At 75.3% G+C, this 14779-nt stretch carries 13 protein-coding genes; 6 read left to right on the top strand and 7 right to left on the bottom strand.

Annotation, left to right across the window (positions count from 1 at the left end):
• Positions 1 to 121: 121 nt before the first annotated feature.
• Positions 122 to 2059, top strand: a complete 1938-nt coding sequence (locus FHR36_RS34925; RefSeq protein WP_253803993.1) for an FUSC family protein — start codon at positions 122 to 124, stop codon at positions 2057 to 2059.
• A gap of 56 nt (positions 2060 to 2115) precedes the next feature.
• Here FHR36_RS34925 and FHR36_RS34930 read toward each other — a convergent pair whose 3' ends face one another.
• From FHR36_RS34930 to FHR36_RS34945, 4 genes are all read right to left on the bottom strand, one after another.
• On the bottom strand, positions 2116 to 3585 hold the full coding sequence (locus FHR36_RS34930) for a M1 family metallopeptidase (protein ID WP_301331133.1): 1470 nt from the start codon (positions 3583 to 3585) through the stop codon (positions 2116 to 2118).
• A gap of 141 nt (positions 3586 to 3726) precedes the next feature.
• The gene (locus tag FHR36_RS34935) at positions 3727 to 3978 is read right to left on the bottom strand and encodes a ferredoxin (protein WP_253803998.1); all 252 of its coding nucleotides are present in this window, start codon (positions 3976 to 3978) and stop codon (positions 3727 to 3729) included.
• Entirely contained in the window at positions 3975 to 5180 is a 1206-nt protein-coding gene (locus FHR36_RS34940) for a cytochrome P450 (protein ID WP_253804000.1), read from the bottom strand. Before FHR36_RS34940 ends, FHR36_RS34935 begins: the two co-directional genes overlap by 4 nt.
• Positions 5181 to 5338: 158 nt before the next feature.
• Positions 5339 to 6751, bottom strand: coding sequence for a DUF2252 domain-containing protein (locus FHR36_RS34945; RefSeq protein WP_253804003.1), 1413 nt, complete (start codon positions 6749 to 6751; stop codon positions 5339 to 5341).
• A gap of 183 nt (positions 6752 to 6934) precedes the next feature.
• On the opposite strand from FHR36_RS34945, the gene FHR36_RS34950 reads away from it, so the two are divergent.
• Positions 6935 to 7336 (top strand): pyridoxamine 5'-phosphate oxidase family protein, encoded by a 402-nt coding sequence (locus FHR36_RS34950; protein ID WP_253804005.1) that lies wholly within the window; start codon positions 6935 to 6937, stop codon positions 7334 to 7336.
• Between the two features lie 87 nt (positions 7337 to 7423).
• Here FHR36_RS34950 and FHR36_RS34955 read toward each other — a convergent pair whose 3' ends face one another.
• Together FHR36_RS34955 and FHR36_RS34960 are read right to left on the bottom strand one after the other, a co-directional pair.
• Positions 7424 to 9064 carry a M4 family metallopeptidase gene (locus tag FHR36_RS34955; RefSeq protein ID WP_407660881.1) on the bottom strand — a complete coding sequence of 547 codons (1641 nt, stop codon included), beginning with the start codon at positions 9062 to 9064 and terminating at the stop codon, positions 7424 to 7426.
• Positions 9065 to 9252: 188 nt separating this feature from the next.
• A complete protein-coding gene (locus FHR36_RS34960) occupies positions 9253 to 10158 on the bottom strand; it encodes a helix-turn-helix transcriptional regulator (RefSeq protein WP_253804007.1) in 906 nt (301 codons plus the stop codon).
• Between the two features lie 190 nt (positions 10159 to 10348).
• Between FHR36_RS34960 and FHR36_RS34965 the strand changes: the two genes are divergently transcribed.
• Both FHR36_RS34965 and FHR36_RS34975 read left to right on the top strand, forming a co-directional pair.
• Complete coding sequence (locus FHR36_RS34965) at positions 10349 to 11071, top strand: SDR family NAD(P)-dependent oxidoreductase (RefSeq protein WP_301331045.1); 723 nt, start codon at positions 10349 to 10351, stop codon at positions 11069 to 11071.
• Between the two features lie 87 nt (positions 11072 to 11158).
• Positions 11159 to 12577 carry an aldehyde dehydrogenase family protein gene (locus tag FHR36_RS34975; RefSeq protein WP_253804156.1) on the top strand — a complete coding sequence of 473 codons (1419 nt, stop codon included), beginning with the start codon at positions 11159 to 11161 and terminating at the stop codon, positions 12575 to 12577.
• Between the two features lie 7 nt (positions 12578 to 12584).
• Here the strand turns inward: FHR36_RS34975 and FHR36_RS34980 are convergent, their stop codons facing one another.
• Positions 12585 to 13115, bottom strand: coding sequence for a 2'-5' RNA ligase family protein (locus FHR36_RS34980; RefSeq protein WP_253804009.1), 531 nt, complete (start codon positions 13113 to 13115; stop codon positions 12585 to 12587).
• A gap of 84 nt (positions 13116 to 13199) precedes the next feature.
• Between FHR36_RS34980 and FHR36_RS34985 the strand changes: the two genes are divergently transcribed.
• Together FHR36_RS34985 and FHR36_RS34990 are read left to right on the top strand one after the other, a co-directional pair.
• On the top strand, positions 13200 to 14261 hold the full coding sequence (locus FHR36_RS34985; protein ID WP_253804011.1) for a hypothetical protein: 1062 nt from the start codon (positions 13200 to 13202) through the stop codon (positions 14259 to 14261).
• A 4-nt stretch (positions 14262 to 14265) separates the two neighbouring features.
• Positions 14266 to 14673 (top strand): ribosomal maturation YjgA family protein, encoded by a 408-nt coding sequence (locus FHR36_RS34990; protein ID WP_253804013.1) that lies wholly within the window; start codon positions 14266 to 14268, stop codon positions 14671 to 14673.
• The last annotated feature ends 106 nt before the right edge of the window (positions 14674 to 14779 follow it).

Raw genomic sequence — 14779 nt, forward strand, 5'->3', positions numbered from 1 at the left:
TTCGCGGGTGCCGGCACCCGGGGGGCGGCGGCGGACATCCGGGTGTAACCGGGGCGAAGCAGGCGCGTCAAGCGGAGGGGGTAGCGTCCGGGGTGAGCGTCCGTCACCGAGGAGGAGGACCGTGCACCGCCCCGAGGCAGCCCGCTGGCTCAAGCATCCGTTGCGCTGGCAGCGCGGACCGGTCTCCGGGGCGGCGGTCGTCCGCGGCGCGCTCGGCATGGGACCGCTGCTGGCGGTCGGCGTGGCGTCCGGGCATCCGCGGGAGGCGGTGCTCGCGGGGCTCGGTGCGATGTTCGCCGGCATCAACGACCGGCCCGGGACGTGGCGGGCCGGGGTGCTGCAGATGGGTGTCCCGGCGGTCGGCGGCGCACTCGGCGTGCTGCTGGGCGTGGCCGGGGCAGAGGCGGGCTGGTGGGCGGTGCCGCTGCTCGCGGTGGTCGCCGTGGCGTCCGGAGCGGTGAGCGTGGCCGGGCCGGTGGGCTCGGCGGCGGCGGTGCAACTGCTGGTGTTCGCGGCGGTGGGCAGCGGGATGCCGCTGGCGGTGCCGGCCTGGGTCAAGGCGGGCTGCTACCTGGCGGGCGCCGGCTGGATCGTCCTGCTGCGGGTGGCGTGGGCGGGTGCCGTGCACGGCCGTCCGACGGCGCCGGGCCGGTCCGGCGGTGGCGGCGGGGCGGGGGAGCGGTTGGCGGTGGCGGCGGTGTTCGACGCGCTCGGGGACGCGCTGGCAGCGGTCGGGACGGCGGACGCGGAGTCCGCCCGGCGGCGGTTGACGGCGGCCCTCGATCGGGCGGACGAGGCGCTGTGGCTGCGCAGCCGACTCCCGGTGCCGTGGGAGCGGCGCGCGGGGCGGCGACGGCCGGCGGAGCGGTTCGGCGCGGCGGCGGCGCTGTGCGAGGCGGCGGTGGCCCTGCTGTGGGAGGGCGAGCGGCTGCCGGAGCGGGTGACGGAGGGGCCGCGCCGCCTCGCGGAGGCGGTCCGCAACGACGGGGTGCCCGGGCCGCTGCCGACCCCGGTCGCCGACAGTCCCGCCCGGATCGCCTTCGACGAGGCGGTCCTGGCGGCCGGGCTGGTGTTCGGTGGCGGCTCCGCGGCGGCGACGGCGCAGGCGCCGGGCACCGGCCGGTTCCGGCGCGGTGTGGCGGTGTGGGGACCGGCGGGTCGGGAGTACGGCCTGCGGGTGGGCGTGTGCGTCGGGGCGAGCACGGCGGTGGCGCTGGTGCTGCGGGCCGACCACTGGTACTGGCTGCCGGCGACCGCCGCGTTCCTGGTGAAGCCGGACTACGGCCCGCTGTTCTCCCGGGTGGTGAACCGGTTCGCCGGTACGGCGGTCGGTGTGCTGGCGTTCGCGGCCCTGGCCGCCGCGGTGTCGTTCGCGGCGCCCGGCAGCGGGTGGTGGGGGCCGGTCGCGGCGGTGACCGCGGCCGGGCTGCTGATGCCCCTCGCGGTCCGGCACTTCGCCTTCCAGACGGCGGTGGTGACCCTCGCCGTGCTGGCCTTCGTCACGCTCGGCGGGGACACCCAGGCGGCCGCGGCCCGGCTCGCGGACACCGCGATCGCCTGCGCCATCGTCCTGCTGGTCGGGCACCTGCCGCGGCTGGTGGACACCCGGGCCCGGGTCGGCCACCGGACCGCGCACGCGCTGCGGCACACCCTGCGCTACCTGGAGCACGTCATCACCGCGCCCGCGCACGGACGCGACCCCCGGCAGCGGGCGGACCTGCGCCGGGCGGCGTACCACGCCCTGGCCGAGGCGCGCGCCGCCGCCGAGAGCGCCGCAGCGGAGCTGCGCACCCGGCCGGACCCGGACTGGCTGCGGATCGCCGCCGGCGCCGAGCGGATCGCCGACGCGGCGACGGCCTGCGCGGTCCGGCTGGAGCACGGTGCGCCGGTGCCCGGGCAGGAGACGGTGCGTCGGGTGACGGCCGTGCTCGCCGAGGTGGCCGCCGTGGTGGACGGGACGGGCGGGCGGGTGGTGGTGGCGGGCGATGCCGAGGGGTGCCTGACCCTGGACGGGATCCTCGACGAGGCGGAGCGGCTGAGCGTGCTGGCGGCCGGCTGAACGGTGTACCGGCCTTCCCGGTGGGCCGTGGCGGCGGCCCACCGGGTGGCGGGGGGTCAGCGGTGGTCGGCCTCGTGGATCTTCTGCCAGGAGCGGGGTTCGGCCGGGGCGGGGGCGGCGGCGAGGGCGGTGGTCGCGGGGCCCGGGCCGGCGGCCGGCCGGGCGGGGGTGAACAGCCAGGTGTCGAGGAGCGGGCCGAGCGGCTTGCCGGAGATCCGTTCGGCGAAGGAGCGGAACTGGTCGAGGGTGGCGTTGCCGTAGCGGTGCTCGGCGGGCCAGCCCTTGAGGATGAGGAAGAAGGCGTCGTCGCCGACGGCGACCCGCAGCGCCTGGACGGCGGCCGCGCCCCGGTCGTAGACGGCGATGTCGAACTGGGCGTCCGGGCCGGGGTCGCCGGGCTTCACGGTCCAGAACGGGTCGTCGGCGGGGTGCGAGGCGTAGACGTAGTCGGCGAGTTCCTGGGCGGTGCCCTCGTTCTCGTGCTCGGACCACATCCACTGGGCGTACCGGGCGAAGCCCTCGTTGAGCCAGATGTCGCTCCAGCGGTCGAGGGAGACGCTGTCGCCGTACCACTGGTGGGCGAGTTCGTGGACGACGACGGAGGTGTTGGAGCCGGCGGCGAACTGCGCGGGGCTGTAGAAGACCCGGGTCTGGGCCTCCAGGGCGAAGTGGGTGGTCACGTTGGGCACGTAGCCGCCCACCGAGTCGAAGGGGTACGGGCCGAGGTAGCCGCTCAGCCAGTCGACCAGTTCGCCGGTGCGCTCGACGCTGGCCCGGGCGGCGCCGTCGTTGGCGCCGAGGTCGCGGCTGTAGGCGTTGAGCACGGGCAGGCCGCTCGCGGTGGTGCCGGTGGTGATGTCGAACCGGCCGAGGGCGAGGGTGGCGAGGTAGGTGGCCTGCGGGCGGTCCTGGCGCCAGCTGTAGCGGGTCCAGCCGAGCTGGGAGCGCTGGGAGACCAGGAGGCCGTTGCTGATCGCCTGGGTGCCGTCGGGCACCAGGACGGAGACGTCGAAGGTGGCCTTGTCGGAGGGGTGGTCGTTGCTGGGGAACCACCACCACGCGGACTCGGGTTCGCCCGCGGCCACGCCGCCGTCCGGGGTGCGCAGCCAGGCGGTGAAGCCGTAGCGGCTGACCGAGGAGGGCACGCCGGCGTAGCGGACCACCACGGTGGTCCGGCTGCCCTTGGCGAGCGGTGCGGCGGGGGTGACGACCAGTTCCTGCTCGCCGCTGGTGGTGAAGGCGGCGCGGTGGCCGTCGACCAGGACCTCGCTGACCGGGAGGGCGAAGTCCAGGTCGAAGCGGGAGAGGTCCTGGGTGGCGGTGGCGAGGATGGTGGTGGTGCCCTCCAGCCGGTCGGTGGCGGGCTGGTACTTCAGCCGGATGTCGTAGTGGGTGACGTCGTAGCCCCCGTTGCCGTACGTGGGGTAGTACGCGTCGCCGGCCCCGGCGGCGCCCGGGGTGGGGGCGGCCGCCGAGGCCGGGGTGGTGAGCAGCAGGACGGCCGAGGCCGCTGCCGCGGCGAGCATCCGTGTGCGCACGGGGTCCTCCGATGCGGTCGGGAAGTGGACAGTTGACGGTAAGTCGGAATCCTGTCCCGGCCGCGCCGGTTCGCGCGTGTCGTTATGAAATGTTCACGTCAAGCAATGGAGTGTCACACCGACGAATGGTCACCAGCGCGGAGCCACCTGCTCCCCGGTGGCCGCCGAGCGGACGCTGATCGCCTCGACCGGGCACATCTCGGCCGCCTCCGTCAGCTCCTCCGAGTCCGCCGCGATGGCCCGCAGCGCTCTCGCGCGGCCGTCCGCCCCCAGCTCCAGGGCGTCCGGCGCGGTGGCCGCGCACAGGCCGGTGCCCACGCAGCGGATCCGGTCGACCTCGACCCGAACCTCGCCGCCCGCGCCGGGCCCGGCTGCCGTCACCAGCTCACCTCCAGCCGCTGCGGACTGCGGGTCAGCAGGCCCTGCCGCCACTCGATCTCCTCGACCGGCAGCGCCAGCCGCAGGCCCGGCAGCCGGCGGGCCAGCTTGTGCAGGCCGAGCTCCAGCTCCATCCGGGCCAGCCAGGCGCCCAGGCAGTGGTGCGGGCCGGCGCCGAAGGTCAGGCTCGGGGTGCCCAGCGGGGCGAACAGGTCCGGCGTGCCCTCCGGGTAGACCAGCGGATCGTGATTGGCCGACACCGCGTCCGCCGCCACCACCGCGCCCGCCGGGATCAGCACCCCGCCGATCTCCACGTCCTCCACCGCCCGGCGCAGCAGACCCGGCAGCACCTCCCGGTCGCCGAGCGGGATCTCCCGCAGCAACTGCTCGGTGGCGGCGCTCGCCGCCTCCGGGTCGGCGCCGATCCGCCGCCAGGCCGCCCGGTCCTCGTCCAGCAGGTACACCAGCGCGTTGCCGAGCGTGGTCATGGTGGTCTCGTGACCCGCCACCACCAGGCCGCACACCAGCGAGGTGAGCTGCTCCTCGGTGACGCCGCCGGTCTGGTCGGCGGCCTGCACCAGGCTGGAGACCAGGTCGTCGCCCGGGTTCTTCCGCCGCTCGACCACCAGTTGGTGGCCGAAGGCGCCGAACTCCCGCATCGCGCCGGCGATCTCCTCTGCGGAGTACGCGGTCGCCGAGAGCGCGTGGTCGCTCCAGTGGGCCAGCCGCTCGTGGTCCAGGCCCTCCAGGGCCATCAGCCGGCTGATCACCGCCACCGGCAGCTGCCGGGTGAGCGCCGCGACCGCGTCGACCGGCGGGCCCGCGGCGACCAGGTCCGCGACCAGCTCGTCCACCACCGAGGACACCCACGGCCGCCAGCGCTCGATCGCCCGCGGGGTGAAGGCGCGCTGCACGGTCCGGCGGATCCGCTGGTGCTCCGGGCCGTCGCTGTTCAGCAGGCTGGCCGGGTCGTCCAGGATGTTCGGGGTCACCATCAGCCGCGGGGCGTCGGCCGCGTACAGCGAGGCGCGGTTCAGTCGGGGATCGGCCAGCACCTGCCGGACGTCCGCGTGGCGGGTGACCAGCCAGACGGCAGTGCCGGTGGGCAGCGCCGCCTGCCGGGGCGGACCCGGCTCGACGTGGCGCAGGCAGTGCAGCGGGATGAGCGGCGGTGTGTCGGGCCCCGGGTGGTGCGCGGTGGTCATCCGTCCTCCTGGCGGGTACGGCCGAGGGGCTGCGGGACGCAGACCCACTCGACCGTACGGGTGCCGTCGGGGCCGCGAGAAGAACGCAAACCAGCCATCGGCGCCCACCCCGCCCACCAGGGACGCCCGTCTGCCGCACAGGGCGGACGGGTGGTGGCTCAGACCCCGGTCTCGGCCGGAAGGCGACCGGTGCGCACCGCCGCCGCCAGCTCGGCGTGGTCGCGCTCGCTCTGGTCGGCGTACGCCACCGCGAAGGCCGCCACCGCCGTGTCCAGCCGCTCGTCCTTGCCGCAGTACCCGGCCAGGACGACGGCGTCCGCGGTGTGCGCGTGCGCCCGGGCCAGCAGCGCGCCGGTCAGCCGGCCGTAGTCGTCCAGCTGGGCGGGCAGCAGGGCCGCCGGGTCGACGCTGCCCTTGCGATTGCGGAACTGCCGTACCTGGTAGGGGAGTCCGTCCACGGTGGTCCAGCCCATCAGCACGTCGCTGACCACCTGCATCCGCTTCTGGCCGAGCACCACCCGCTGCCCCTCGTGGGCGGGCGCGCCGGAGACCGCGAAACCGGCCCGGGCCAGGTGCGGCAGCAGCACCGAGGGGCGCGCCTCCTTCACCTGCAGCACCAGCGGGTGCTCGCGCTGGTCCAGCAGCAGCACCACGTACGCCCGGGTGCCGACGCTGCCGGTGCCGACCACCCGGAACGCCACGTCCTGCACGCTGTAGCGGGCCAGCAGCGGGTGCAGCTCGACCGGGACGGTCTCCCGGTACGCCGCCAGCGACCCGGCGACCAGCGCCTCCTCGGCGTCGGTCACCTCGCTCAGGATCGGCGGCGCCGCGACGAAGCGCCAACGGCCCTCGTCGGTCCGGACGGTGGACCGCGCCGCGAACTTGGCACTGGTGTTGCGCAGCGCCTTCGCCGACACCGCGCCCAGCACCTCGGACAGCTCGTGCGCCTGGGCGAAGGTCACCAACTCGTCGTCGGGGATGGCGTTCCAGGAGTCCAGCGCGGACAGCTTGGCCAGCCTGCGCACCGTCCGCCGGTAGGAGCCGGCCGCGTCCGCCGCCGCCTGCCGGCACACCGCCTCGCCCGCCCCCGCCTGCCGCCCCGCCAGCACCAGGCTCGCCGCCAGCCGCTTCAGGTCCCACTCCCACGGGCCCGGCACGGTCTCGTCGAAGTCGTTGATGTCCAGCGCCAGCCGGCCCCTGGCGTCGCCGTACAGGCCGAAGTTGGCCGCGTGCGCGTCACCGCACAGCTGCGCGACGGGCCCGCTGGTCGGCGTGGTGGCCAGATCGTGTGCCATCAGCCCGGCCGAACCGCGCAGGAACGCGAACGGCGAGGCCGCCATCCGCCCGATCCGGATCGGCACCAGGTGCTCCAGCCGACCCGCGTTCGCCCGCTCCACCGCCGCCACCACGCTCGGCCGACCCGCCGCCGGGGCGTGCAGCGCGTGCGACTCCAGCGGCGTCCGCTCCCGCAGCGCCTTGCCGCGCCGCTTCCCGGAACCCTGCGGAGGCCACGGCGCGAACCCCGCCACCGCCAGCTCCCGCACTCTCGCACCGGCCCCCACCGCAGTCACTGCCAACCCCACCACCGGACTCCGTTCCGCTCTGTTCTGACTGACCGGACCGACGAACAGGATCGCCCGTTCGGTTCCCGCCGGGGCGGAAGGCTACCGTCCGGACCGCCGGACCGCCGACCGGCCGGCGGGGCACCGACCTCGGCGGCCGGCCGCCGCGCGGGCCCGCGTAGCATGCCGGACATGGCCCACGACCTGCACGCCCTCGACGACGCCTACCTCGCCTTCTGGCGCGAGTACCAGCTCTGCACGCTGACCACCCTGCGCCCGGACGGCACCCCGCACGTGGTGCCCGTCGGCGCCACGTTCGACCCGGCGACGGGCATCGCGCGGGTGATCAGCAGCCGGGGCAGCCGCAAGGTGCAGAACGTGCTGGCGGCCGGCGACGCGGGCCTGCGGGTCGCCCTCTGCCAGGTCGACCGCGCCCGCTGGGCCACCCTGGAGGGCCGCGCCGTGGTCCGCGACGAGCCCGAGGCGGTCGCCGACGCCGTCCGCCGCTACGCCGAGCGCTACCGGCAGCCGCGGGTGAACCCGGAGCGCGTGGTGATCGAGATCACGGTCGACCGGGCGATGGGGCGGGCCTGACCCGTACACAGCTCCGCACGCAGCTCCGTACACGGCGCCGGGCACCGGCCTCGCGGCCGGTGCCCGGGTCCTGGGTTCGCAGGGGGATCAGCCGACGGCGACCGCCGACCACGTCGCCGCCACCGCCGCGTACTCGGCGCTGCCGGCCCCGTACAGGTCGGTGGCGGCCTTCAGCGTCGCCGTACGGGCGCCCGCGTAGTCGGTGGTGGAGGTCATGTAGACGGTCAGCGCCCGGTACCAGATCTTCCCGAGCTTGTCCCGGCCGATCCCGGTGACCGTCGAGCCGTTGCAGGTCGGGCTGTTGTACGAGACACCGCCGATCACCTTGGCGCCGCTGCCCTCGGCCAGCAGGTACGCGAAGTGGTTGGCCACGCCCGACGAGTAGTGCACGTCCAGGCCGCCGACGCTCGAACTCCAGCAGTCCGCCGACTTGGTGTCCTTGGACGGCTGGTCCATGAAGCGCAGCGCCGCCTTGCCGAAGCCCGGCTTCACGATCTTCTCGCCGATCAGGTAGTCGCCCGGGTCGTTCGCGTTCCCCGCGTACCACTCGACCAGGGTGCCCATGATGTCGCTGGTCGCCTCGTTCAACCCGCCCGATTCGCCCGAGTAGTTGAGCGCGGCCGTCCGGGACGTCACGCCGTGCGACATCTCGTGCCCCGCGACGTCCAGCGCCACCAGCGGCCCGAACGTCGACCCGTCACCGTCGCCGTACGTCATGCAGAAGCAACTGTCGTCCCAGAACGCGTTGTTGTACGCGCTGCCGTAGTGCACCCGGTTGTACGAGCCCTTGCCGTCGCCGGCGATGCCGGTGCGGCCGTGCACGTTCTTGTAGTAGTCCCAGGTGGTGTTGGTGCCGTACTGCGCGTCGACGGCGGCGGTCGGGCGGTCGGCCGCGGCGCCGGTGCCCCAGTGGTTGTCCGCGTCCGTGAACACCGTCGAGGGCGCCCGGCTGAAGCAGATGCCGAAGAAGCACAGGTCGGTCTTGTTGGCCGCGTCACCGGTGTAGGTGTTGCCGCGGGTCGGGTCCTTGAGCTGGTAACCGCCGCCGGACGCCGTGGACTCCAGCGCCACCGTGCCGCTGTACAGCGACTGCCCGTCGCCCGCCACCGTCTCCAGGCTGTCCCAGGAGGCGATCTGCGCGCCCGAACGGGCATCCGTCAGCACCGTCCGCGCCACCGGGTTGCCCAGGTAGTCGGTACCCGAGACGACCGTCCGCCACGCCAGGCGCGGGGCGCCGTGGGAGGCGTCCACCACCAGCTGCGGAGTGCCCGTCTCGCGGACCGCGGTGTTGCCCGGAACGGCCTGCTTCAGCGCGCTGCCCGCCTGGGCCTGCGCCGCGTCCGCGCCGATCGCGGGCGTGGTCGTCTCCACCGCCAGGTCGCTGCCGGAGGCCCGGTCCGCGTCCCGGAACGCCCCGCCCGGCGCCAGGTGCACCACCAGGTCGCCGCCGATCACCGGCAGGCCGCGGTAGGTCCGGTCGAACCGGACGTGCTGGCTGCCGTCCGCGTCGACCACCACGTCGCGCACGCTGCGGCCCTGCGCGGACGTGACGGCCAACTGCCCGCCGTGCGAGGCGATCGCCGCCTCGGCCCGGGCGATCGCCGTGGACGGGCTCGGCCGGCCGGCCGCCCGCCCCTCTGTCGCCGACGGGCCGGCCGCGGCGATCATCGTGCCGGCCGCCAGGACGACGGCGGTGGCGACGGCGGTGGAACGGATGCTCGTACGCATCGGACTCCTCGGAGTGTGGGGGAGCCCGGGGAACCGGAGCAGGGGTGCGCCCCGTCCCCGGAGGGATCGGTGGCGCTTTGCCTGAAGAAGACCCGAAGATGAGATGAGCTGGAGACGCAGTTTTACATGTGCAGAACACTTCCCGTCCAGAGTGCGAGGCGAAAGTCCTGCGTGGTGCTGACGTCATGTCAAGAAACGCGCAGGTTGCGGCGGGCAGCGGAGGGGGTGCGGCCGAAGCGGGTGCGGAAGCGGTTGGTGAGGTGGGCGTGGTCGGTGAAGCCCGCCGCGGCGGCGATCTCGGCGAGGGGGAGGGCGGTGCGGCTGATCAACTGGCCGGCGGCGTCGAGGCGGACGGTCAGCAACTCCTGCTGGAAGGTGGTGCCGTGCTCGGCCAGGCCGCGTTGCAGGGTGCGCGGGGCGACGCCGAGATCGCGGGCGGCCTCGGCCAGGTGCCAGCGGTGGGCGGGGGTACGGGCGAGCAGGGCGCGCAGTTCGAGCGGGGTGGGGCGGGGGCGGGGGCGCCGGCGTTCCCAGGCGAGGTGCCAGCCGTCGATGCGGGTCGTGCAGGTGCGCAGGGCCACGTCGGGGCTCGAGCCGGGGACGCCGTCGACGGTCACCAGCACGTGCGGGTTGCGGCCGGTGACGGTCGTCGCCGCGGTGACGTGGACCGCGCAGACGAAGAGTGACTCGGCGGGGGTCGGGGTCCGGCCGAGGGCGGGGACGTGGTGGACGGTCAGGCGGTCGGCGGTGAGGGAGTGCTGGGTCTCGTGGCCGACGTGGAACCAGCCTTCGAGGGCCGCCGCGTGGTCGAGGAGGTCGGTGAGGGTGGCGCAGGCGGCGAGGTCCGCGCGGAGTGGATCGGTCGACAGGAGGTGCTCGGCGGCGGCCAGCAGCGCGGGCCAGCCGTGGGCGGCGAGGGCGTCGAGCAGGCGGGCATGGAGCTGTTCGGGCACGGGTTCGCCGGTGGCGAGGAGGTCGGCGGCGAGGGTGGTGAGGTCGGTGGTGGTGCCGAGGGCGGCGAGGGTGTGAAGTGCGGCGCCGGCCAGGGCCGGATGGACGGTGCGGGCCATGTCGGCAGGGGTGCGGCGGGGCATGGCGTGAGCGTACAAGCGGGGTGGGTGGGGCTTCGGGGGTGGCTCGTGGGTGCGGGCCGTGGGGTGGCTGGGCGCGCAGTTCCTCGCGCCCCGGGGGTGATCGCCACTGGGGTGTTGGCCGCAGGCCGCACTGTTGGCGTGATCGTACAAGTGACGGGTGGGTGAGGTCGGGAGGATTCGGGGTGTGGACATGAATGGACAGCGGGTTCTGGTGACCGGTGGGACGAGTGGTGTGGGGCGGGCGCTCGCCGAGGTGTTGGTGGGGCGCGGGGCGAAGGTGGTGGTGTGCGGGCGGTCGGCGGTGGAGTCGGCCCGGGCGGTGAGGGCGGATCTGGGCGTGCCGGGCGAGGCGGCGCGGACGGTCGCGGCGGCGGTGGAGCGCCTCGGCGGGCTGGACGTGGTGGTGGCCAACGCCGGGGTGCAGTACCGGACGCCGCTGACGCTCGGGCCGGTGGCGGAGACGCTGGCGCTGGCGCGGGAGGAGATCGAGGTGAACCTCGCGTCGGTGGTCGAGTTGGCGGCGGCGGCATGGCCGCACCTGGCGGCGACGGGCCGGGCGGCGTCGTTCGTGGCGGTGACGTCGGGTCTGGGGTACGCGCCGAAGCAGAGTGCGCCGGTCTACTGCGCGACGAAGGCGGCGGTGCACGTGATGGTGGAGTCGCTGCGCCACCAGTCGCGGACGGTGGCACCGCAGGTGGGGGTGCAGGAAGTGGTGCTGCCGCTGGTGGACACGGCGATGACGGCGGGTCGGGAGGGGCCGGCCCGGAAGATCGCGCCGGAGCGGGCGGCGCTGGCGATCGTGCGCGGTGTGGAGCGGGGGCGGGACACGGTGCCGGTGGGGGCGTCGCGGATGCTGCTGGCGCTGTTGCGGGTGGCGCCGCCGGTGGCGAAGCGGATCCTGCGGGACGGCTGAGCGGTGGACGCCCCTTGCGCCGGGCGTCGCGGGACGGTTTGACTAGCACCGCTAGTTAACTGTCCGGGAGAGAGAAGGTCGGCCGTGGTGCAGCGGTTCGCGGATCAGTACATCGGCGGTGCGTGGCGCCCGTCCCTGGACGGGGGCGTCGTCGAGGTGTTCAACCCGGCGACCGAGCAGCTGCTGGCCACCGTCCCGGCCGGCGGTGCGGCGGACGTGGACGCGGCGGTCGCCGCCGCCCGGGCCGCCGCGCGGGCGTGGGGTGCCACCGCCCCGGGGGAGCGGCTGGCCCCGCTGGGCCGGCTGCGGGACGGCCTGGCGGCCGCGCAGCAGGAGATCGCCGAGACGGTGGTGGCGGAGCTGGGCAGCCCGATCGGGTTCGCGTCGTCGGTGCAGGCGGGTCTGCCGCTGGCGGTGACGCAGTCGTACCTGGAGCTGCTGGCGGCGTACCCGTTCGAGGAGCGGGTCGGGAACTCGGTGGTGTACGCCGAGCCGGTCGGCGTGGTCGCGGCGATCACGCCCTGGAACTACCCGCTGCACCAGGTGGTGGCGAAGGTCGTCCCGGCGCTGGCGGCGGGCTGCACGGTGGTGCTGAAGCCGGCCGAGGACACCCCGCTGGTGGCCCGGCTGTTCGCCCGCCTGGTGGACGAAGCGGGCTTCCCGGCGGGGGTGTTCAACCTGGTGACCGGTACGGGCGCGGTGACCGGTGCGGCGCTGGCCGCCCACCCGGATGTGGACCTGGTCTCCTTCACCGGCTCCACCGCGGTGGGCCGGACGGTCGCCGAGGCGGCCGGGCGCGGGATCAAGCGGGTCACCCTGGAGCTGGGCGGCAAGTCGGCCAACGTGGTCCTGCCCGGCGCCGACCTGGCCCGCGCGGTCAACGTCAACGTGGCCAACGTGTTCGCCAACTCCGGCCAGACGTGCAGCGCGTGGACGCGGCTGCTGGTCCCCGAGGAGCAGTACGAGGAGGCGCTCGCGCTGGCGGCGAAGGCCGCCGCCAAGTACGTGCCGGGCGACCCCGCCGACCCGGCCACCCGGGTCGGGCCGCTGGTCAACGCCCGCCAGCTGGAGCGGGTCCGCGGCTACATCCGGGACGCGCTGCAGCAGGGCGCCCGGCTGGTGGCCGGCGGCGCGGAGCGGCCGGAGGGCATCGAGGCCGGCCACTACGTGCGGCCGACCGTGCTCGCGGACGTCTCCCCGGAGGCGGCCGTCGCCCGTGAGGAGATCTTCGGCCCGGTCCTCACGGTGCTGGCGTACCGCGACGAGGAGCACGCGCTGGAGATCGCCAACGGCACCGACTACGGCCTGGCCGGCGGCGTGTGGGCGGCGGACGAGGCGAGCGCCGTGGCGTTCGCCCGGCGGATGGACACCGGCCAGGTCGACATCAACGGCGGACGGTTCAACCCGCTGGCCCCGTTCGGTGGTTACAAGTCCTCCGGGATCGGCCGCGAACTGGGCCGACACGGGCTGGAGGAGTACCTGCAGACCAAGTCGCTGCAGTTCTGAGCCGACGTCAGGGTCCGCCGACCAGCCAGGCGGTGGACTGGTCGGCGGCGTCGAAGCTGCGCGCCGCGGCGAAGTCGCCGGTGACGTCCGGGTGGCGGCCCAGCACCTCGTGGGCCCGGGCGAGACCGGTCGGCTCCACCCGCCGGGTCAGGCCGAGGTGCGGCAGCCAGCGGCCGGGCAGGTAGTGCTCGTTCGGCTCCGGCACCGCAGCCAGCTCCCGCCAGACGGCCCGGTGCAGGTCGATCAGGTCCGGGCTCGGCACCACGCCCCAGGCCAGCACCCGGCGGCGGCTGCGCGCGCTGAACGACAGCAGTCCGCTCAGCCGTACCGGCAGCGGCAGCGCCTCGGCGAGCAGGGCGCCGATCCGGGCCAGCGCGTCCGCGTCGATCGCGCCGCACACCGCGAGGGTCAGGTGGGGGCGGTGGCCCGGGTGCGGGTTGTCGGCCAGGCTGTCGACGCCGCCGTCCGCCAGCTGCCGCCACACCGCCCGTACCGCCGCGTCCAGGGCGGGACCGCAGGTCAGCTCGATCGTCTGCATCCGGATACGGTAGAGGGGGCCCCGCCCGCCCCGGCGCGCGGGGCGGCCGGGCGAACGGGGGAGCGGTGTGATGGGGTGGTCGGCATGAGGACGCGCACGGGGCGGCTGCCACGGCCGGGTACAGGGGCCGCCGGTCGCTGGGGCGGGGCGCTCGCCGCCGCCGTGCTGCTGCTCGCCGCCGCCGCGGCGCCGGTCGCGGCCGAGGGCAGCCGGACCGAGTTCACCATCGCCGACCCGCGGATCACCGAGTCCAGCGGCCTCGCCGCGAGCCTGCGCCACCCCGGCGTCTACTGGACCCACAACGACAGCGACGACGGCCCGTACGTCTACGCCGTCGACTCCACCGGCCGCACGGTGGCCACCGTCACCCTGCGCGGCGTCAAACCCCGTGACGCGGAGGCGATCTCGCTCGGCCCCGACGGCAGCCTCTACCTCGCCGACATCGGCGACAACCTCGACGGCAGCTGGTCCGAGGTGTGGCTCTACCGGTTCGCGGAGCCCGCCGACCTGCACGACCAGACCGTGGACGCCACCCGTTACCGGGTCCGCTACGAGGACGGTCCGCGCAACGCCGAGGCGCTGATGATCCACCCGGTCACCGGCCGCGCCTACATCGCCAGCAAGAACGAGCGCACCGGCGGCCTCTACCAGGGCCCCGAGACGCTCACCGCGAGCGGCGTCAACACCTTCCACCGGATCGCCGACGTCCCGTGGATCACCGACGGCGCGTTCTCCCCGGACGGCACCCGGCTGGTGCTGCGCGGCTACTTCCTCGCCGAGTCCTACCGCTGGAAGGACGGCGCCCCGCAGCGGATCGGCGCGCTGGACGTCCCGTTCCAGCGGCAGGGCGAGTCGGTCACGTTCGCCCCCGACGGCCGCTCGCTGCTGTACGGCTCCGAGGGCCGCAACAGCACGGTGGTCCGGGTGCCGTTGAGCGGCGACCGGCTGCCGGACAGCGCCGCGGCCCAGACCAGCGCCACCCCCACCCCGTCCGCCCCCGGCGGGGGACCGGCGAGCGGGACCCCCGCCGCCGCGCCCGCGACGCCCGCCGGAAAGGCCGGCAGCAGCCGTGGCACCGGGATCCTGGTCGCGGTCGGCGTGGTCGCCCTGCTCGCCCTCGTATTCCGCCGACGCCGGAGCTCCTGACACCGTGACCGACACCCTCGTCCTGCCCCCGCCCGCGCGGGTCCGCCTCGCCGCCCTGGCGGCCGCGGTCCTCACCGTGGCCGCCGGCCTGGCCGTCACCCGCGTCGGCGGGGGCGAGAGCGCCAAGGTGGCCGGCGACTGCCTGTACACCGTCCTGCTCCACACCCTGATCACTGCCGCCGCCCCGCGGCTGCGGCCGCGTACGGCCGGGGCCCTCGCGCTGGGCCTCAGCTGGTGCGTCGAGTTCGCCCAACTGACCGGCGTCCCGGCCGACCTGGCCCGCCACAGCCTCCTCGCCCGGCTGGTCCTCGGCACCACCTTCAACGCCCCCGACCTGCTCTGGTACGCCGTCGCGGCCGGCTGCACCACCCTGGTCCACACGGCGCTCGTCCGGCGGACGGCGCGCGGGTAGTGGACGGCGGTGTGGAGTGTGGTGGTCACCTTCCGTTGTTACCCTGGCGCCCTGCCCGCCGGGGCCGCCCCGGCGGGCCGTTTGCGGACGACGTGAAGGAGACGTG

The sequence above is a fragment of the Kitasatospora cinereorecta genome (assembly GCF_024172095.1).
In the GTDB taxonomy this organism is placed as follows: Bacteria; Actinomycetota; Actinomycetes; order Streptomycetales; family Streptomycetaceae; genus Kitasatospora; species Kitasatospora cinereorecta.

Bases quoted from the DNA above. Each gene is read 5' to 3' on its own strand.
- FHR36_RS34930 (WP_301331133.1), bottom strand. From the start codon at position 3,585: ATGCTCGCCGCGGCAGCGGCCTCGGCCGTCCTGCTGCTCACCACCCCG.
- FHR36_RS34940 (WP_253804000.1), bottom strand. From the start codon at position 5,180: ATGACCACCGCGCACCACCCGGGGCCCGACACACCGCCGCTCATCCCG.
- FHR36_RS34950 (WP_253804005.1), top strand. From the start codon at position 6,935: ATGGCCCACGACCTGCACGCCCTCGACGACGCCTACCTCGCCTTCTGG.
- FHR36_RS34955 (WP_407660881.1), bottom strand. From the start codon at position 9,064: ATGCGTACGAGCATCCGTTCCACCGCCGTCGCCACCGCCGTCGTCCTG.
- FHR36_RS34960 (WP_253804007.1), bottom strand. From the start codon at position 10,158: ATGCCCCGCCGCACCCCTGCCGACATGGCCCGCACCGTCCATCCGGCC.
- FHR36_RS34965 (WP_301331045.1), top strand. From the start codon at position 10,349: ATGAATGGACAGCGGGTTCTGGTGACCGGTGGGACGAGTGGTGTGGGG.
- FHR36_RS34980 (WP_253804009.1), bottom strand. From the start codon at position 13,115: ATGCAGACGATCGAGCTGACCTGCGGTCCCGCCCTGGACGCGGCGGTA.
- FHR36_RS34985 (WP_253804011.1), top strand. From the start codon at position 13,200: ATGAGGACGCGCACGGGGCGGCTGCCACGGCCGGGTACAGGGGCCGCC.